We start from the raw sequence: 16862 nt of genomic DNA, 5'->3' as shown, positions 1-16862 counted from the left end.
GCCTTGTCGGTGTCCCGGCGAGGACTCGAACCTCGGACCTCGGCGTGCTCGTCTGGCTGGGGCCCAGCCCCAGACCCCGGCCAGGGGGCAAGCCCCCTGGACCCCCGTGGCAATGCCGCGCTCTGTCCTGCTGAGCTACCGGGACAAGGGCGGTCTGCGCACGCACCCCTCCCCGGGCAGGCGCGCAGACCGCGCTCTTCGCCGCGGCCGACCCAAGGTAGCGGCGGGTGGGCGCGAAGAGCTTTTCGGAAAGAAAAGGGAATTTCAGCGAACGACGCGGGAGATCGCGCCGCAGGAGTTCCGGTCTTGCCGCCGGGTCACGATCTCCTCCTCTCGGTGGGGCGTGCTGTGCTGGTGAAAAGAAGGATGCCCGAGTCCGCCGGGAGCGGCAACGCAATTAAAACGCCCGCCTCGGTGGTCCTTTGTGGACCATCGAGGCGGGCGCCGGGTGTTCGGAGTCAGGCAGCGGCCTTGAAGCCGGGCTGGATGTTCGCGCAGCCCCGCAGCCCCGCCCCCTTGTTCAGCTCCAGGAGCGGCGGCAGGGTCTTCTGGGTGTAGGCCTTGAGTTCCGCCAGCTTCGCGTCGTCGACCAGGTCACGCCGGACGTGGTAGCTGACCCAGTTGCGCGAATCGATGGTCAGGTTGCCGATCGGCGGGTTGACGAAGATCGTGGCGTATTCGCGCTCGAACCGCGGGTCCTGGTCGAAGCCCAGCGTGCTGATCCACGAACCGATGAACGTGACCAGCTCGGGCTTGGCCTGGTCGAACACGTAGTTGCGGACGCCGGTCACATCGGACTCGTGCAGGTAGTCGGCGACCTGCTTGTCGCCGAGGCCGGCCAGGTCGAGCACCCGGAGGCGGCTGCCCAGCGACGTCCCGCCGAGGTCGATCAGGCCGACCTGGGCGGAGTCGGGCAGCTTCAGGATGTCCGCCAGGCCGTTGATGGTGCGGGCGTCGCGCTCGGCGACGATGCACATCGCCGTCTTGACGTTGGCGCGGTAGGAGGTGCCCTGGTCGTAGAGCCCGCTCACCGAGCTGACCAGCGCCACCACCAGCAGGCAGGCGAGCACGATCCGGCCGCGCAGGCGGGCCGCGGCCAGCGCCTCGACGACCACGATCGCGCCGCCGAACGCACCGAGCGTCCAGACCGGCGTGGCGAACCGCAGCTGTCCCATCCAGTCGAACTCGAGCACGATGTAGGCGGCCACGGTGAGCCCGAACGGCACCAGCAGGGCGACCAGCCCGGTGCGCAGCCGCGACGGCCGGACCATCAGCAGCACCAGGCACGCGACGGCGACCGCGACGATCAGCCAGCCCACGTACGAGACGATCTCGCCGGGGCGGGCGAGGTCCTCGACCGTCGGCGGCTCCTGGCCCTTCGCGACGGCGGTGTTCGGGACCAGGCGGCCGAACTCGAACCAGCGGAAGACCAGGTAGGCGCCGTACGGGACGGCGAAGCCGGCGACGGAGACGACGACCGCGCGGACGCTGCGGCCGAGCAGTTCCCGCTTGAGGAACAGCAGGACGACGATCGGGTACGCGCCGGCGTAGATGATCCCGTCGGGCCGGGTCAGCGCGGCGAGCACGGCGATCAGCCCGGTGCCGACGGCGACCTGGGTGTCGAGGAGCCGGCCGCCGTGGACCGCGCGCAGGATCAGCACCGCGAGGGCGGCGACCGTGAGCGCGTAGAAGGAGTTCTCCAGCCCGGAGAAGCACCAGATGACGAACGACGGGATCGCGGCGAGCGCGGCCCCGGCGACGAAGGTGATGAGAGCCGGGCGGCGGCTGAGCACCTTCGCCCCGGCGTGGAACAGCACGAGGATGCCCGCGCAGCAGGCCAGCGCGAGCGCCTTCGGGAAGAGGATCTGGTCGGAGACGCCGAAGAGCGTGCCGTGGTCGAACAGGCCGACGAGCTTGCCGAGGGCGAGCAGGATCATCCAGGTCGGGTTGGAGTACCCCTCGACCGGCGCGGCGCCGGGCTGGAGCACCGGCCCGAAGCCGTCGGCGACGTTGCGCGAGTAGGCGAACGTGATCGCCGAGTCGTCGATCAGCCAGTGGCCGTAGAGGGAGGCGTGCACGGCGATCAGCGCGGTGCCGCCGAGGACCGCGGCCACCGCGGCGAGCTTGCCGCGCCGGCTCCGCCCGGTGGTCGCCGGCCCCGGCCGATCGGGCTCAGTTTCCGACGGCGGCCTGGTCTCCGTCGTCTCCGCCACGCTCATCCGCTGGTTCTCCCTCGCTTCGACCACACCCGTCCCCGACCCGGGCGGTCAGGCGAACAAGGCGTCGAGTTTCGCCCGGACCCGGTCGAGGTCTTCGCTGTATTTCAGGACGGCTCCGAGCGTTCGCGCCGCCGTCGCCGCGTCCAGCTCGTCACGCTGAAGAGTCAATAAGGCGCGCGCCCAATCGAGCGACTCCGCCACTCCCGGCGGTTTCAGCAGATCCATTTCACGGAGCCGATGCACCGCTTCAGCGATTTGCCGAGCCAGAGCTTCACTTACCCGCGGGATCCTACGGCGCAGGATTTCGACCTCCCGCACCAGGTCCGGGTGTTCCAGCCAGTGGTAGAGGCAGCGGCGTTTCAGTGCGTCGTGCACCTCTCGGGTCCGGTTGGAGGTGAGGACCACCAGCGGCGGATGCTCCGCGCGGACTTCGCCGTACTCGGGAATGGTCACGGCGTGTTCGTCGAGCAGTTGCAGGAGAAAGGCTTCGAATTCGTCGTCGGCGCGGTCGATCTCGTCGATCAGCAGGACGCACGGTGCGGTGATCAGGGCCTGCAGCAGGGGCCGGGCCAGCAGGAACCGCTCGGTGTAGAGCGAGCGCTCCGCGGCCTCGACGTCGAGGTGCCCCTCCCCGGCCGCCTCGAGCGCGCGCAGGTGCAGGAGCTGGCGCGGGAAGTCCCATTCGTAGAGGGCCTGGGCGGCGTCGATGCCTTCGTGGCACTGGAGGCGGATGAGCGGCCGCTCCAGCGCGGTGGCCAGGGCCAGGGCCAGTGACGTCTTGCCGGTGCCGGGCTCGCCCTCGCAGAAGAGCGGGCGGCCCATGCGCAGGGCGAGGAAGCCGGCGGTCGCGAGCCCGTCATCGGCGAGGTAACCGGTCGCATCGAGGGCGGCGGCGAGTTCTTCGGGCGAGTCCGTCACGCTGTCGATCGTAGGTCTTCACGCGGGACCCGCCAGATCACCGGGCCGGTCGACGTCCCGGCCGCTGCCGAGGTCGCCGCACTCGATCAGCCTGAGGTCGGCGCGGGTGGCGAGCCAGTCCCGGGCCCCGCGATCCCCCCGGGCGGCGCCGGCGATCTCCCCCCACCAGCGGCGGCCGAGCAGCACGGGGTGGCCGGGCACACCGTCGTAGGCCGCGCGGGCGACGGCTTCGGCGGAGGCATGGGCGGCGACGCGGGCGATGACGTCGGGGCCGACCCACGGGAGATCGACGAGGTGGACGAGCGCGGCGGTGGGTTGGCCGGTGCCTTCGGTCCGGCCGGTCTGTTCGGTTCGTTCGGTCCGGTCGAGGGAGGCCAGGCCGGCACGCAGGGAGGCGCCCATGCCGGTCGCCCAGTCCTCGGCCGTGACGGCTTGGGCGGGATCGGGCAGCAGGGCCCGGACTTGCTCGGCGGAGGCCCCGACGACGACCCGCACGGGCTCACACCCGGCGGCGGTGAGAGTGCGGAGGGCACGGAGGACGAGGGGCTCACCGTCCAGCCGGACGAGAGCTTTCGGGCCCCCGAAGCGACGACCGGCACCGGCGGCGAGCAGGAGACCGGCGACCGGTGCGGGGCTGGTCATGAGCCCGCCGGGACGGTGCTTTGCGCCGGCCGGGGCATGCGCAGCCAGGCAGGTGGCGCGGCCGCTCGCTCAGCCACGGGCGTGGTCCGGGGCGCCGACCGCCAGGTCCGCTTCGATGGCCCGGGCCGTCTCCAGCAGAGGTGGGACCAGGTCCCTCCGCACCGACTCCGCCGTGGTGCGGCTCGCGTGGGTCGACAGGTTGACCGCGGCCACCACCCGGCCCGTGCGGCCGCGGATCGGGGCGGCCACCGACCGGAGGCCTTCCTCCAGCTCCTGGTCCACCATCGCCCAGCCCTGGCCGGCCACCTTGGCCAGCTCCGCGCGCAGGTGGGCGGGGGCCGTCACCGTGTGGTCCGTCAGCCGGTCCAGGCTGGCCACCAGGAAGTACCGCTCCAGCTCCGCCTCGCTGAGCCCCGCCAGCAGGACGTGGCCCATCGAGGTCGCGTATGCCGGGAAGCGGGTGCCCACGTTGATGCTCACCGTCATGATCCGGGAGACCGCCACCCGCGCCACGTACACGATGTCGGTGCCCTCCAGCACCGAGACCGAGCTCGACTCGTGGACGCCCGCGGACAGGTGCTCCAGGTGGGGCTGGGCCACCTCCGGCAGCGTCATGCTCGACAAGTAGGCGTAGCCCAGCTCCAGCACCCGGGCCGTCAGCGAAAAGTACTTGCCGTCGGTGCGGACGTAGCCCAGGTCGGCCAGGGTCAGGAGGAACCTTCTCGCCGCCGCGCGGGTGAGGCCCGTCGAGCGGGCCACGTCGCTCAACGTCAGCTCGGCCGCGCCCGCGTGGAATGCCTTGATCACGGCCAGCCCGCGCTCCAGCGACTGCACGTGGTGGGCACCGCGGTGCGCCGGTTCGCTGTCCAGCCGGACGTTGAACGGCGGCCTCGTCACGTCCATGCCCGGCACCCTATCCGGCGTCCCTCGGCAGGGCGCTCGGCTCGCCGAGCTCGGCCAGGGTGCGCTGGGCGACGGCGAACGCCGCGTTCGCCGCCGGCGCTCCGGCGTAGACCGCCGTGTGCAGCAGGACCTCGCCGATCTCCGCCGCCGTCAGGCCGTTGCGGACCGCCGCCCGGACGTGCATCGCCAGCTCGTTGTGCGCCTGCAGCGCCGTCAGCGCCGCCAGTGTCACGCAGCTGCGCGTGCGGCGGTCCAGGCCGTCGCGGGCCCACACCGATCCCCACGCACCCTCGGTGATGTAGTCCTGGAACGGGCGGCTGAAGTCCGTGGTGCCCGCGACCGCGCGGTCGACGTGCTCGTCACCGAGCACCTCGCGCCGCACCTTCATGCCCTGCTCGTGGCGGTCCGTCACGCTCGCTCCAAGTGGTCCAGGATCAGCCGGGTGAACGCCGCCGGCTGCTCGTAGTTGCCCAGGTGCGCGGCGTTCGCCACGACCTCCAGCCGCGCGCCCGGGATGCCCTCGGCGATCGGCCGCGCGTGCTCGTCCGGCGACGTGGCCGGGTCGTCCGCACCCGCGATCACCAGGGTCGGTGCGGAGATCTTCGGCAGGGTGCCGAGCTGGTCCATCCGCTCGATGGCGCCGCAGCAGGCCGCGTAGCCCTCGGCCGGGACCGCCGCGATCATCGCGCGGAGGAACTCGGCCCGGTCCGGGTGCCGCTCGACGTACCCCGGGGTCAGCCAGCGGCGCACGCCCGCCTCGGCCACCGCGGCGGTGCCCTCGGCGCGGACCGTGCGAGCCCGCTCCACCCACATCGACGGCGGCCCGAGCTTCGCCGACGTGCAGCACAGCACCAGGCTCGCGACCCGGTCCGGCGCGTGGACGCCGAGCCACATCCCCGTCATCCCGCCGAGCGACAGGCCCACGTGGTGCGCCCGCTCGACGCCGAGCTCGTCGAGGAGCGCCAGGACGTCGGCGCCCAGGTCTTCGAGCTCGTAAGGACCCGGCGGGACCGGCGACCCGCCGTGCCCCCTCGCGTCGTAGCGGACCACCCGGAACCCGCGCTCCACCAGCGGCGCGACCTGCGGTTCCCACATCCGGACGTCGCTGCCGAGCGACCCGCCGAACACGACCACCGGCGCGCCCCCGGGGCCGGCCACGACCCGGTGCAGCTTCACGGCGCTCACGGCATCACACCCGGAAGAAGACGGTCTCGCCGTCTCCCTGCAACCGCACGTCGAAGCGGTAGCCGTCGTCGGTCTTCGCCGCGATCAGCGTGCCGCGCCGCTCCTCCGGCACCGTCGCCAGCACCGGGTCGCCGGAGTTGTCCTCGTCTTCGAAGTAGATCCGCGTGACCACCCGGTGGAGCAGGCCGCGCGCGAACACCGAGACGTCGATGTGCCGGGCCTGCGTGGTGCCGCCTTCACCCGGCAGGACGCCCGGGAGCAGCGTGAAGACCCCGTAGGTGCCGTCGGTCTCCGTCGGGCAGCGACCGAAGCCGCGGAACTCGCCGTGCGCCGCGCCGCGCGGGTCGTCCGGGTGGCGGAAGCCGCCGTCCGGGTCGGCCTGCCACGTCTCGATCATGGCGTCCGGGACCGGGTCGCCGTTGCCGTCGCGGACGGTCCCGCGGATCCAGAACGCGCCCGGCGTGCCCTCGGGGACGACGTGCGGGCCGTCGGGCCAGGGCAGCCCGATCGACAGGTACGGGCCGACGGTCTGCGAAGGGGTGGGCAGCAGCCTGGTCATCAGTCTTCGTCCTCCTCTTCCTCTTCGAACACCGACGCGTCGCGCCCGCGCAGCACGATGTCGAACTGGAACCCGAGTGCCCACTCGGCCTGCGTGATGTCGTGGTCGTAGCGCGAGACCATCCGCTGCCGGGCTTTTTCGTCCGGGATGGAGTTGAAGATCGGGTCCTGCGAGAACAGCGGGTCGTCCGGGAAGTACATCTGGGTGACCAGCCGCTGCGTGAACGCCGAGCCGAACACCGAGAAGTGGATGTGCGCCGGGCGCCAGGCGTTGTCGTGGTTCTTCCACGGGTAGGCGCCGGGCTTGATGGTGGTGAAGGTGTAGCGGCCGTCGCTGTCGGTCAGGGTGCGGCCGACGCCGTCGAAGTTCGGGTCCAGCGGGGACGGCCAGCGGTCGCCGGTGTGCCGGTAGCGGCCGCCCGCGTTCGCCTGCCAGATCTCGACGAGGGAGTCACGCACCGGGCGGCCTTCGCCGTCGAGGAGGCGCCCGGTGACGATGATGCGCTGGCCCTGCGGTTCGCCGGCGTGCTGCCGGGTCAGGTCGTTGTCGTGCTCGCCGAGCCGGCCGGGACCGAGCAGCGGGCCGGTGACCTCGGTCAGCATCTGCGGGAGCAGGACGAGGTCCTGCTTCGGGTACCGCAGGGCCGTGGAGCGGTAGCCGCTGGAGTCGAGGGGCGGGTGGGTGCCTTCGGGGTCTTCCCCGTAGCGCGGCAGCCTGAAATCGGTCGGAGTGGCCATTTCTGTTCTCCCTTACCGGCCTTCGAGGACGACGGCCAGCCCCTGGCCGACGCCGATGCAGATGGCGGCGAGTCCCCAGCCCCCGCCGCGGCGGTGCAGGTCGTGGGCCAGGGTGCCGAGGATCCGGCCGCCCGACGCGCCGAGCGGGTGCCCGATGGCGATCGCGCCGCCGTGGGTGTTCACGATCTCCGGGTCGAGGTCCTTCCAGTCGCGCAGGCAGGCCAGTGACTGCGCGGCGAACGCCTCGTTGAGCTCGACCGCGGCCAGGTCGTCCCAGCCGATGCCGGCGCGTTCGAGGGCGATCTCCGCCGCGCGCACCGGGCCGATGCCGAAGACGTCCGGGTCGACGCCCGCCGCGCCGCGGCCGGCGATCCGGGCGAGCGGGGCCTTGCTCAAGCGGCCCGCGGCGGCTTCGTCGCCGAGGAGGAGGGCCGAGGCGCCGTCGTTCAGCGGGGAGGCGTTGCCCGCCGTGACGGTGCCGTTTTCCTTGCGGAACACGGGCTTCAGCTTGGCGAGCTTCTCGGGACTGGAGTCCGGGCGGATGCCTTCGTCGCGGGCCAGGTCGACGCCTTCGACCGGAACGACCAGGTCGTCGTAGAAGCCCTCGTCCCACGCCTTGGCCGCGTTGACGTGGCTGCGGGCGGCGAAGGTGTCCTGCTCGTCGCGGCCGATGCCGTAGCGCTCGGCGAGCTGTTCGGTGGACTCGCCGAGGGAGATCGTCCACTGCGCGGGCATCGCCGGGTTGACCATGCGCCAGCCGAGCGCGGTGTTGTAGAGGGTCTGGTTGCCCGTCGGGAAGGCCTTTTCCGGCTTCGGCATGACCAGCGGCGAGCGGGTCATGGACTCGACCCCGCCGGCGACGACGAGGGAGGCGTCACCGACCTGGATCGCGCGGCTGGCCTGGATGGCCGCGTCGAGGCCGGAGCCGCAGAGGCGGTTGACCGTGCTGCCCGGGACGGTCGTGGGCCAGCCGGCGAGGAGGGCGGCCATGCGGGCGACGTTGCGGTTGTCCTCGCCCGCGCCGTTCGCGTCGCCGAGGGTGACTTCGTCCACTGTGGACGGATCGAGGTCGTTCCGCTGCTGCAGAGCACGCAGGACCCCGGCGGCGAGGTCGTCGGGGCGGACGCCGGCCAGCGCGCCGCCGTAGCGGCCGAACGGGGTGCGGATCGCGTCGAGGATGTAGACGTCGGTCATGCGCTTGCCTTCTCCAGGTCTCGCAGGAGGGTCAGCTCCTGCTCCGTGGGGGCCGGGGTGGTCTCGAGGTCGTCGGACACCTTCAGTTTCCACCCCGTGGCCGCGATGGCGCTGTCGAGGTCCACGCCGGGGTGGAGCTGCGTCAGCGTCAGCTCCGCCGTCTCCGGGTCGGGGCGCAGGAGGCCCAGGTCCGTCACCACCAGGGTCGGGCCTCGGCCGGGCAGGCCCAGCTTTTCACGGTCGCCCTTGCCGGTTCCGTGGCCGAACGACGTCACGAAGTCGACCTTCTCCACGAAGGCGCGCGGGTTCTGGCGCAGGACGATGAACACCTCGCCGCACGAAGCCGCGATCTCCGGGGCGCCGCCCGCTCCCGGCAACCGGACCTTCGGGTCGTGGTAGTCCGAGCCGATCACCGTCGTGTTGATGTTGCCGAACTTGTCCAGCTGGGCCGCTCCCAGGAAGCCGACGTCGATGCGGCCGGGCTGGAGCCAGTAGTTGAACACCTCCGGCACGCTGATCACCGCGTCCGCCGTGTCGGCCAGCTCGCCGTCGCCGATGGACAGCGGCAGGCGGGACGGCTTGGCGCCCAGGCAACCGGATTCGTAGATCAGCGTCAGGTTCGGCGCGTGCGCGCGGCGGGCGAGGTTCGCCGCCTTGCTCGGCAGGCCGATCCCGACGAAGCAGGACATGCCGTCGCCGAGGGCGCGGGCGGCCGCGACGCTCATCATCTCGTCGGCGGAATACGGGGCGCTCATGCCTTCACCCCGGTCAGCTCGTTCAGCCACTTCGTGAACTCCTCGCGGTCGCGCCCGATCTTGTCCCACGCCTGGTACGCCGCGTTGTCCCGCTCGTAGTACCCCGCCGCGTACGACGGCTTCGCGCCGCCCGGAACCTCGGCCACCGCCGTGACCACCCACGCCGGGAGCACTACCGCGCCCGGGCGGGGTTCCAGCTCGTCGACGATCTCCTCGACCGTCACCAGGGACCGCTTCGCCGCCAGTACCGCTTCCTTCTGGACACCGGTGATGCCCCACATCTGGACGTTGCCGGAGCGGTCGGCGCGCTGGGCGTGGACGATCGAGACGTCCGGGTTCAGCGCCGGGACCGCCGTCAGCTTCTCGCCGGTGAACGGGCACGTGATCGGCTTGATCGTGGCTGTCTGCGCCGGGAGGTCGGTGCCCGTGTAGCCGCGCAGCACCGCGAACGGCAGGCCGGACGCGCCGGCGACGTACCGGTTCGCCATGCCCGCGTGGCTGTGTTCCTCGATCTCCAGCGGTACCGGCCACTCGTGCTGGACGGCGTCGCGGAAGCGGTGCAGCGAGCCGACGCCCGGGTTGCCGCCCCACGAGAAGATCAGCTTGCGCGCGCAGCCCGCGCCGATGAGCTGGTCGTACACGATGTCGGGGGTCATCCGCACCAGCGTGAGATCCCGGCGGCGCTGCCGGATGATCTCCTGCCCGGCCGCGACCGGGATGAGGTGCGTGAACCCTTCGAGCGCGACGGTGTCGCCGTCGTGCACCAGCCGGGCCACGGCCTCCTCCAGCGACAGCAGCTCCGCCATCACACCCTCCACACCGTCCGGAGTGTTCGCATCACGCACACTCGTTCTGCCACCGAACTTAGCACGGCGACGGGTGGCCCGACCAGACGTCTTCCACCCAATGGATGACGCACGCACGTCGAAGGGGACTTTTCTCGCCTCGGCAGCGAGAAAAGTCCCCTTGGAGAGAAAAGTCAGCCGATCCGGATCAACCGCGAGCCGTGCGGCGGCACGGTGGAAGCCGTCCACGAGCCCCGGAACCGCCCGAGGTCCTTGCGTGCGACGAGGTCACGCACCGGCCGCGCGCCCGGAACGCCCAGGTCCACCGTGATGTCCGCCGGGGTGGCACCCAGGTTGTAGACCGCCGCGTACTCCTTGCCGTCCGGCGCCTTCTTCTTCCACACCTGCAGGTCCCCGCCGGTGACCCGGGTCGGATAAGAACCGGCGTGGTCGACCGCGATGACCTCGGGATTCGTCAGGATCGACCAGAACGTCAGCACGCTCTGCCGCTCGACGTCGGAGATCCCGTCCTGGATGCCCGACCCGGTGTTGTTGCCGACCGGCATCGAGTCCAGGTCCGGCCGGTACTGCGGCCCGAACACGCCCAGCCAGTCCGGCAGGTCCGCCCACCGCGCCTTCACCGAGCTGTCCCAGGTGGACACCGTCTCGCAGTAGCACTCGACGTCGGTGTCGACGCGCACGCCGTTGGCGTGGGGAGCCAGCGCGGCCCCGATGGACCGCGGTACCGGCCACGTGGTCGGCTCTACGCTGTCGGGCATGTCGCTCGTCGAACACGACCCCGCGCACCGGCTCTGGCTGCTGCGCACCCCCGAGAGCTCGTACGCCTTCCGGCTGGACGCCGACGACCGCCCGCGGCACGTCCACTGGGGCCCGCCGCTGACGCTGGCCCAGGCCACGCAGGTCGCCGCGCGCCGCAACCCGGCCGACAGCAGCTTCGACGAGCCCGGCGACGAACGGCAGGAGCTCCCGGCCGAGGGCGGCGCGTTCTTCGGCGTCGCGGCACTGGCCGTCCGATACGCCGACGGCACGTCGGCGCTCGAGTGGCGCTACGACGGCTTCGCACTCGAAGACGACACGCTCGTCGTGCGCCTCACCGACCGGCACTACCCGCTGGAGCTGTCCCTGCACTACCGCGTCCGCGGTGACGTCGTCGAGCGCTGGACGTCGCTGCGGCACACCGGTTCGGAAGAGCCCATCGCGTTGCTGCGCACGGATTCCGCGTCGTGGACACTCCCCCGGCGCGACGGCGTGCGGCTGAGCCGGACCTCCGGCGCGTGGAGCGCCGAGTACGGCCTGCTGCGGGAACCCCTGCCGGTCGGCGAAACCACGCTCACCAGCCGGCGCGGCGCCTCCAGCCACCAGGTGAACCCGTGGGTGATGCTCGACGCGGGCGACGCGACGGAGACCGCCGGCGAGGTGTGGAGCAGTGCGCTGGCGTGGAGCGGGAGCTGGCGGATCACCGTGGAGCGCACGCACACCGGCCGCGTCACGTGGACCGGCGGGTTCGGGCACGAGCACGTCACCTGGCGGCTGCAGCCGGGCGAAACGTGGGAGACGCCGGTGTTCGCCGGGCTCTACGCGGCCGACGGCTTCGGTGGCACGAGCCGGCGGTGGCACGCCTACGTCCGCGAGTTCGTCCAGCCGCACCCCGATGAGCTGCGGCCGGTCGTCTACAACTCCTGGGAAGCGACCGGCTGGGACGTCGACGAGCGAACCGAAACCGAGCTGGCGGCCGCGGCGGCCCGCGTCGGAGCCGAGCTGTTCGTCATGGACGACGGCTGGTTCGGCGCCCGCACCGGCGACTCGGCCGGGCTCGGCGACTGGACCGCCAACGAGCAACGCTTCCCGGACGGGCTGGGACCGCTGGTCGACGCGGTTCACGCGCACGGGATGCGGTTCGGGCTGTGGGTCGAGCCGGAGATGGTCAACCCGGACAGCGACCTCTACCGCGCGCACCCGGACTGGGTGCTGCACATGGCCCACCGCGAGCGCACGACGTTGCGCAACCAGCTCGTGCTGAACTTCGCGCGGCCGGACGTCGCGGACTGGGCCCACCAGTGGCTCGAGCGCCTGGTCGGCGAGCACGGCATCGACTACCTCAAGTGGGACATGAACCGCGCGTTCACCGAGGCGGGCTGGCCGGCGGCGGGCCCGGACGCGCAGCGGCTGTGGGTCGGCCACGTGCGGGCGGTGTACGCGATCCTCGACCGGCTGCGCGCCGACCACCCGGACCTGCGGATCCAGGGGTGCGCGGGCGGCGGCGGCCGCACCGACCTGGGGATCCTCGCGCGCACGGACGAGATCTGGGCCTCGGACAACACCGACGCCGCCGACCGGATCACCATCCAGCACGGCTACGGCCAGATCTACCCCGCCGGCACGATGTCGGCCTGGGTGACCGACAGCCCGAACCCGGCCACGAAGCGGGAAGCGCCGCTGAGGTTCCGGTTCCACGTGGCGATGGCGGGCGTGCTCGGCCTGGGCGGCGACCTGCCGCGCTGGACGCCGGACGAACTCGCCGAAGTGGCCTCCCTCGTGGCGCTGTACAAGGAGATCCGGCCGGTGGTGCAACACGGCTCGCTGTACCGGCTGGCGGACCCTGTGGTCTCGGCGCTGACGGCGGTCCAGTACGTGCTCGGCGACTCCGTGGTCGTCATCTTCTGGCGGCGGCCCACGGAGTTCGCGCGGCCGTTCACCCCGCCGCGGCTCGCGGGGCTGGATCCGGCCGGGCGCTACCGCGACCAGGACGGCGTCGTGCACCACGGCGCGGTGTTGCTGAGCCACGGATTGGACGTCGATCTTCCCGGCAGCGGGTACGCGAGCGCGGTGGTGCGGCTGACGCGCGTCGGCTGAAATGTCGGTGACATCTGGGGCTTCGCCCCAGGTCGGGGGCTCCGCCACCCGAACCCCCGAAAACCGTCGGTGCCGTGACCTAGGCTGTCGGGGTGGCCAAGATCGCGGTGACCCGATGGATTCCCGACGACGCGGTGAAGCTCCTCGCCGAGGCAGGCGAGGTGGAGGTCTCCCCCGCCGATCGTCCACTGACGCCTGCCGAGCTGCACGAGTTCGTCGGCGGCGCGTCGGCCGTGGTCGGGATGCTGCACGACCGGCTCGACGGCGCGCTGGCCGACGCCGCCGGTCCCGGGCTGAAGGTGGTCGCGAACGTCGCCGTCGGGTACGACAACGTCGACGTCCCGGCGCTGGCCGAGCGCGGGATCGTCGTCACCAACACGCCGGGCGTGCTCACCGACGCCACCGCCGACCTCGCCTTCGGGCTGCTGCTCGCCGTCACGCGGCGCCTCGGCGAGGGCGAACGGCTACTGCGCTCCCGCACGCCGTGGTCGTTCCACCTCGGCTTCCTGCTCGGCTCCGGGCTGCAGGGCAAGACGCTCGGCATCGTCGGGTTCGGGCAGATCGGGCGGGCGATGGCGAACCGGGCGTCGGCGTTCGGGATGTCCGTCGCCTACTCCGGACGGTCCAAAAAGGACACCGACGCCGAATTCGTTTCGTTCGAGGAGCTGCTGGCGCGCTCGGACGTCGTCTCGCTGCACTGCCCGCTGACGCCCGAGACGCGGCACCTCGTCGACGCCGCCGCGTTGCGCGCCATGAAACCCGGCGCGTACCTGGTGAACACGACCCGCGGCCCGGTCGTCGACGAAGCCGCGCTGGCCGACGCGCTGGAAGCCGGGGAGATCGCCGGCGCCGCGCTCGACGTGTTCGAGAAGGAACCCGAGGTCGAACCGCGGCTGCTCGGCCGCGACGACGTCGTGCTCAGCCCGCACCTGGGCTCGGCGACGGTCGAGACCCGCACCGCGATGGCCGTGCTGGCCGCGCGCAACGTCGCGGCGGTGCTCGCCGGGCGTCCCCCACTGACGGAGGTGAAGCCGTGACCCGTGTCGTCATCGCGCCCGACAAGTTCAAGGGCAGCCTCACCGCGGTCGAGGCCGCGGAGGCGATCGCGCTCGGCGTGCGCGATGCCCTGCCGGACGCGGAAATCGTCACCTGCCCGGTCGCCGACGGCGGCGAAGGCACCCTGGATGTGCTGGAAGCCGCGGGCGCGCGAATCGTGCGGATGGCGGTCCGCGGGCCGCTCGAGGAGCCGGTTCAGGCGCGGTACGCGGTGCTGGACGGCACGGCGTACATCGAATCCGCGCGCGCGTGCGGCATCGAATTCGTCGAACCCTCGCCGGCGATAGCGCTGGCCGCGCACACCTGGGGCGTCGGCGAGCTGCTGGCGGACGCGCTGATCCACGGCGCACGGCGGCTCGTGCTCACGGTCGGCGGCACGGCCAGCACCGACGGCGGTGCCGGGATGCTGGGAGCGCTGGGCGCCGGCGTGCTCGACGCGTTCGGTGCGCCGGTCGGCCTGGGCGGCGGCACGCTGACGAGAGTGGCGTCGACGGAGCTGACGCCGGTGCGGGAGCGGCTGGCGGGCGTGCGCGTGGCGGTCGCGACCGACGTGACGAACCCGCTGCTGGGCCCGGAGGGCGCGGCGGCGGTGTTCGGGCCGCAGAAGGGAGCCGGACCTTCGGAGGTGGCGCTGCTCGACGAGGGACTGGGCCGGTGGGCCCACGCCCTGCAGGTGGGCGGCGCGCCGGACGTCTCGCGGGTGCCGGGCTCGGGCGCCGGCGGCGGAGTGGCGGCGGCGGCGATCGCGCTCGGGGCGAAAGTCGAGTCCGGGTTCGATCTCATCGCCGGGCTGACCGGGGTCGACCAGGCGCTGGACGGCGCGGACCTCGTGATCACCGGCGAGGGATCGCTGGACGAGCAGAGCTTGAACGGCAAGGCCCCGGCGGGCATCGCCGACCGGGCGCGGCCGCGCGGGGTGCCGCTGCTGGCGCTGGCGGGCCGGATCCAGCTCGACGCGGCGGGGCTGGCGCGGCTGGGCGTGGTGGGGAGCAGCGCGTTGATCGATCACGCGCCTTCGCTGGACCACGCTCGCCGTCATGCGGCGGAACTGCTGCGGGTCCGGGCGGCGGAGCTGGTCCGGGCGTGGCGGGCGAGCTGAGCACCGCCCACGATTCGCCCCGGGACAGGAGAACGGCGAAGGTGCTCCACCCGCGGGCGCCGCCGCGCGAGCGAACGGACCTTCCGCACCCGAGGGGCGAAAGGCCCGCCCGCCGCGGTCAGCTCGTGTGCTGGGGCAGCACGGCGAACGCCACGCCGCCCGCGTCGTCCTCTTGGACGTCGAGCACCTTGTCGTCCAGCAGCGCGGCTGCCTGGGGCTCCAGGAACACCTTCGGTCCCTGCTCCTCTCCCAGCACGCTGTCGCCTTCTGCCGGCTCGGGGGCCACCGACAGCGCCAGCTGGGCGCTTTCGCCGTCGGCGTTCTGGACCGCCAGGCGGAGCCCGGCGTCACCCTCCCCCTGGCTCGTCAGGGCGGCGATCGCCTCGGCGGCGGCTTCGGTCACGGTCAGCATCTTCGGCCTTCCCTTCGTCGCGGTCCGATGCACTGGTGCCCCACGCTAGGGGCGCCCGAACGGACGTGCAGTCTGAGCGGATCAGCCCTGGCGGGCGGCGCGAATGGCGTCCGCCACCGACTCGCCGGCGTAATCCGGCCGGGCGTCCACCCCCGGGCTGGAATGGCGGCGCGCCACGGTCTCCTCCGGGGCCACCGGCTCGAAGTCCGGCGGCGCGTCCTCGATCGTCTCGTCGAGTTCCGCCGCCGGTGTCGCCGCCAGCGGGCGCTCCGGGACCGGCTCTGGCTCGGCGTCCGGGACCTCTTCGGCCAGGCGCTGGTCCATCGGCTCGCCTTCGCGCATCTCCCGGGGCGTGGTGCCGTAGCGGTTCGCGGCGCTCCAGTGCTCGGGCGGCTCGATCCCCTCTTCGAGCGAGTCGACGCGCAGTTCGTCCTCGTCCAGCGCCTCGCTGGGGCTCAAGCTCTGCGGTTCGGCCGAGTCACGGTCACTCACTGGCCCTCCTGGCGCGTCGGAAATTTCCCGTCGCCGGTGACCTACCCCGGCCGGTGGGGCGGCGAAACCCCGCGGTGTCACCGGGATCACATTTCTTCAACCGGTTTAACACATTCACAAGTTTGTGAACGCGAGGTAGGTTGGGATCATGGCCACCACCAGGTGCGCACCGGAGCACCGGCTGCTCGCCACCGATCCGGACCGCCACCACGAGCTCGGCACGCACGCGGCGTGGTACGTCGTGGCCGGCGTGGTGACCACCGGCCTGCAGGCCGGCCTGTTCCTCCTGCTGCGCGACGAGCTCGGCTCCCAGGTGGCGAACCTGGTCGCGATCGCGCTCACCACGGTCGGGAACACCGAGTTCCACCGCCGCGTCACCTTCGCCGGACGCCCCAGCAACGCCGGAAAGCGGCACTTGCAGGACGTGCTCACCTTCGCCTTCTACGCCCTGTACGGCTCGGCCGTGCTGGCCGTCCTCGACGCCTTCGTCGACCGGCCGACGTCGTGGGAGGAAACCGGCACGCTGCTGCTGGCCAGCCTGGTCGGCGGGTTCGTGCGGTTCGCCGTGCTGCGCTGGTGGGTCTTCGCGCACCGCACCGGACCGGCCGCGGCCGCCCACACCGGCTAGCGTCTGCGGGCGTGGCGTCGGACGACATCAAGCCCCACTCGGGCGGCACCGAACCGGACTACCGCTTCACGCTGGCCAACGAACGCACCTTCCTCGCCTGGCTCCGCACGGCCCTCGGCCTGCTCGCGGGCGGGGTGGCCGTGCACCAGCTGGTGCCGTCGCCGGCCGCGGCGAGCGCGGTGCTCGCCGGGCTGTGCGTCGTGCTGGCCGCCGCCCTCGCCGCATCCGCGTACCCGCGGTGGCGGCGGGTGCAGATCGCGATGCGGGCCGGGGAACCCCTGCCGCCCAGCCGGATGATCCTGGGCCTGACGGGCGGCCTGCTGGCCCTCATCGTCACCGCGGCCGTGCTGCTGGTGGTCTCGTGAGTGACACGGAAGGCTGCGGACGGTGACGGCCACGAAAAC

The 16862-nt window shown here is 72.4% G+C and carries 19 protein-coding genes and 1 tRNA gene; 5 read left to right on the top strand and 15 right to left on the bottom strand.

What is annotated here, in order from left to right:
- Positions 1 to 10 precede the first annotated feature (10 nt).
- The 13 genes from AB0F52_RS13725 to AB0F52_RS13665 all read right to left on the bottom strand — a co-directional run bounded on the left by AB0F52_RS13725 (position 11) and on the right by AB0F52_RS13665 (position 10676).
- A tRNA-OTHER gene (locus AB0F52_RS13725) sits at positions 11 to 145 on the bottom strand.
- A gap of 313 nt (positions 146 to 458) precedes the next feature.
- Positions 459 to 2219, bottom strand: coding sequence for a hypothetical protein (locus AB0F52_RS13720; RefSeq protein WP_360169244.1), 1761 nt, complete (start codon positions 2217 to 2219; stop codon positions 459 to 461).
- Between the two features lie 48 nt (positions 2220 to 2267).
- The gene (locus AB0F52_RS13715; RefSeq protein WP_360169241.1) at positions 2268 to 3137 is read right to left on the bottom strand and encodes a MoxR family ATPase; all 870 of its coding nucleotides are present in this window, start codon (positions 3135 to 3137) and stop codon (positions 2268 to 2270) included.
- 18 nt (positions 3138 to 3155) lie between these two features.
- The gene (locus AB0F52_RS13710; RefSeq protein ID WP_360169238.1) at positions 3156 to 3779 is read right to left on the bottom strand and encodes a nucleotidyltransferase family protein; all 624 of its coding nucleotides are present in this window, start codon (positions 3777 to 3779) and stop codon (positions 3156 to 3158) included.
- 69 nt (positions 3780 to 3848) lie between these two features.
- Positions 3849 to 4682 carry an IclR family transcriptional regulator C-terminal domain-containing protein gene (locus AB0F52_RS13705; RefSeq protein ID WP_360169235.1) on the bottom strand — a complete coding sequence of 278 codons (834 nt, stop codon included), beginning with the start codon at positions 4680 to 4682 and terminating at the stop codon, positions 3849 to 3851.
- Positions 4683 to 4692: 10 nt separating this feature from the next.
- Positions 4693 to 5094, bottom strand: a complete 402-nt coding sequence (gene pcaC / locus AB0F52_RS13700; RefSeq protein ID WP_360169232.1) for a 4-carboxymuconolactone decarboxylase — start codon at positions 5092 to 5094, stop codon at positions 4693 to 4695.
- Positions 5091 to 5867 carry a 3-oxoadipate enol-lactonase gene (gene pcaD / locus AB0F52_RS13695; RefSeq protein ID WP_360169229.1) on the bottom strand — a complete coding sequence of 259 codons (777 nt, stop codon included), beginning with the start codon at positions 5865 to 5867 and terminating at the stop codon, positions 5091 to 5093. The genes pcaC and pcaD overlap by 4 nt, the downstream gene beginning before the upstream one ends.
- Before the next feature lie 4 nt (positions 5868 to 5871).
- Positions 5872 to 6426 carry a protocatechuate 3,4-dioxygenase subunit alpha gene (gene pcaG, locus AB0F52_RS13690; RefSeq protein ID WP_360169226.1) on the bottom strand — a complete coding sequence of 185 codons (555 nt, stop codon included), beginning with the start codon at positions 6424 to 6426 and terminating at the stop codon, positions 5872 to 5874.
- Positions 6426 to 7163 (bottom strand): protocatechuate 3,4-dioxygenase subunit beta, encoded by a 738-nt coding sequence (gene pcaH / locus AB0F52_RS13685; protein ID WP_360169223.1) that lies wholly within the window; start codon positions 7161 to 7163, stop codon positions 6426 to 6428. Before pcaH ends, pcaG begins: the two co-directional genes overlap by 1 nt.
- A gap of 12 nt (positions 7164 to 7175) precedes the next feature.
- On the bottom strand, positions 7176 to 8357 hold the full coding sequence (locus tag AB0F52_RS13680) for a thiolase family protein (RefSeq protein WP_360169220.1): 1182 nt from the start codon (positions 8355 to 8357) through the stop codon (positions 7176 to 7178).
- Entirely contained in the window at positions 8354 to 9112 is a 759-nt protein-coding gene (locus AB0F52_RS13675) for a CoA-transferase subunit beta (RefSeq protein ID WP_360169217.1), read from the bottom strand. The genes AB0F52_RS13680 and AB0F52_RS13675 overlap by 4 nt, the downstream gene beginning before the upstream one ends.
- Positions 9109 to 9918, bottom strand: a complete 810-nt coding sequence (locus AB0F52_RS13670; RefSeq protein WP_360169214.1) for a CoA transferase subunit A — start codon at positions 9916 to 9918, stop codon at positions 9109 to 9111. The genes AB0F52_RS13675 and AB0F52_RS13670 overlap by 4 nt, the downstream gene beginning before the upstream one ends.
- A gap of 173 nt (positions 9919 to 10091) precedes the next feature.
- Positions 10092 to 10676: a hypothetical protein gene (locus AB0F52_RS13665; protein ID WP_360169211.1), complete on the bottom strand. Its 585-nt coding sequence runs from the start codon at positions 10674 to 10676 to the stop codon at positions 10092 to 10094.
- Here AB0F52_RS13665 and AB0F52_RS13660 point away from each other — a divergent pair.
- The 3 genes from AB0F52_RS13660 to AB0F52_RS13650 all read left to right on the top strand — a co-directional run bounded on the left by AB0F52_RS13660 (position 10675) and on the right by AB0F52_RS13650 (position 14926).
- Positions 10675 to 12771 (top strand): alpha-galactosidase, encoded by a 2097-nt coding sequence (locus AB0F52_RS13660; protein ID WP_360169208.1) that lies wholly within the window; start codon positions 10675 to 10677, stop codon positions 12769 to 12771. The genes AB0F52_RS13665 and AB0F52_RS13660 overlap by 2 nt on opposite strands.
- A gap of 92 nt (positions 12772 to 12863) precedes the next feature.
- Positions 12864 to 13808 carry a D-glycerate dehydrogenase gene (locus AB0F52_RS13655; RefSeq protein WP_360169205.1) on the top strand — a complete coding sequence of 315 codons (945 nt, stop codon included), beginning with the start codon at positions 12864 to 12866 and terminating at the stop codon, positions 13806 to 13808.
- Positions 13805 to 14926: a glycerate kinase gene (locus AB0F52_RS13650; RefSeq protein WP_360169202.1), complete on the top strand. Its 1122-nt coding sequence runs from the start codon at positions 13805 to 13807 to the stop codon at positions 14924 to 14926. The genes AB0F52_RS13655 and AB0F52_RS13650 overlap by 4 nt, the downstream gene beginning before the upstream one ends.
- A gap of 118 nt (positions 14927 to 15044) precedes the next feature.
- Here the strand turns inward: AB0F52_RS13650 and AB0F52_RS13645 are convergent, their stop codons facing one another.
- Positions 15045 to 15338, bottom strand: coding sequence for an iron-sulfur cluster biosynthesis family protein (locus tag AB0F52_RS13645; RefSeq protein ID WP_360169199.1), 294 nt, complete (start codon positions 15336 to 15338; stop codon positions 15045 to 15047).
- Positions 15339 to 15419: 81 nt separating this feature from the next.
- Complete coding sequence (locus AB0F52_RS13640; protein ID WP_103337425.1) at positions 15420 to 15830, bottom strand: hypothetical protein; 411 nt, start codon at positions 15828 to 15830, stop codon at positions 15420 to 15422.
- A gap of 148 nt (positions 15831 to 15978) precedes the next feature.
- Between AB0F52_RS13640 and AB0F52_RS13635 the strand changes: the two genes are divergently transcribed.
- Entirely contained in the window at positions 15979 to 16458 is a 480-nt protein-coding gene (locus AB0F52_RS13635) for a GtrA family protein (RefSeq protein ID WP_360169195.1), read from the top strand.
- Positions 16459 to 16469: 11 nt separating this feature from the next.
- Positions 16470 to 16823: a DUF202 domain-containing protein gene (locus AB0F52_RS13630; protein WP_360169192.1), complete on the top strand. Its 354-nt coding sequence runs from the start codon at positions 16470 to 16472 to the stop codon at positions 16821 to 16823.
- Positions 16824 to 16862 lie beyond the last annotated feature (39 nt).

Origin of the sequence: Amycolatopsis sp. NPDC024027, assembly GCF_040638975.1 — a bacterium.
GTDB lineage: Bacteria > Actinomycetota > Actinomycetes > Mycobacteriales > Pseudonocardiaceae > Amycolatopsis.
This window is presented reverse-complemented; position numbering and strand designations above follow the sequence as displayed.

Bases quoted from the DNA above. Each gene is read 5' to 3' on its own strand.
- AB0F52_RS13675 (WP_360169217.1), bottom strand. From the start codon at position 9,112: ATGAGCGCCCCGTATTCCGCCGACGAGATGATGAGCGTCGCGGCCGCC.
- AB0F52_RS13660 (WP_360169208.1), top strand. From the start codon at position 10,675: ATGTCGCTCGTCGAACACGACCCCGCGCACCGGCTCTGGCTGCTGCGC.
- AB0F52_RS13635 (WP_360169195.1), top strand. From the start codon at position 15,979: ATGGCCACCACCAGGTGCGCACCGGAGCACCGGCTGCTCGCCACCGAT.
- AB0F52_RS13710 (WP_360169238.1), bottom strand. From the start codon at position 3,779: ATGACCAGCCCCGCACCGGTCGCCGGTCTCCTGCTCGCCGCCGGTGCC.
- AB0F52_RS13665 (WP_360169211.1), bottom strand. From the start codon at position 10,676: ATGCCCGACAGCGTAGAGCCGACCACGTGGCCGGTACCGCGGTCCATC.
- AB0F52_RS13670 (WP_360169214.1), bottom strand. From the start codon at position 9,918: ATGGCGGAGCTGCTGTCGCTGGAGGAGGCCGTGGCCCGGCTGGTGCAC.
- pcaG (WP_360169226.1), bottom strand. From the start codon at position 6,426: ATGACCAGGCTGCTGCCCACCCCTTCGCAGACCGTCGGCCCGTACCTG.
- AB0F52_RS13645 (WP_360169199.1), bottom strand. From the start codon at position 15,338: ATGCTGACCGTGACCGAAGCCGCCGCCGAGGCGATCGCCGCCCTGACG.
- pcaH (WP_360169223.1), bottom strand. From the start codon at position 7,163: ATGGCCACTCCGACCGATTTCAGGCTGCCGCGCTACGGGGAAGACCCC.
- AB0F52_RS13705 (WP_360169235.1), bottom strand. From the start codon at position 4,682: ATGGACGTGACGAGGCCGCCGTTCAACGTCCGGCTGGACAGCGAACCG.
- AB0F52_RS13680 (WP_360169220.1), bottom strand. From the start codon at position 8,357: ATGACCGACGTCTACATCCTCGACGCGATCCGCACCCCGTTCGGCCGC.
- AB0F52_RS13720 (WP_360169244.1), bottom strand. From the start codon at position 2,219: ATGAGCGTGGCGGAGACGACGGAGACCAGGCCGCCGTCGGAAACTGAG.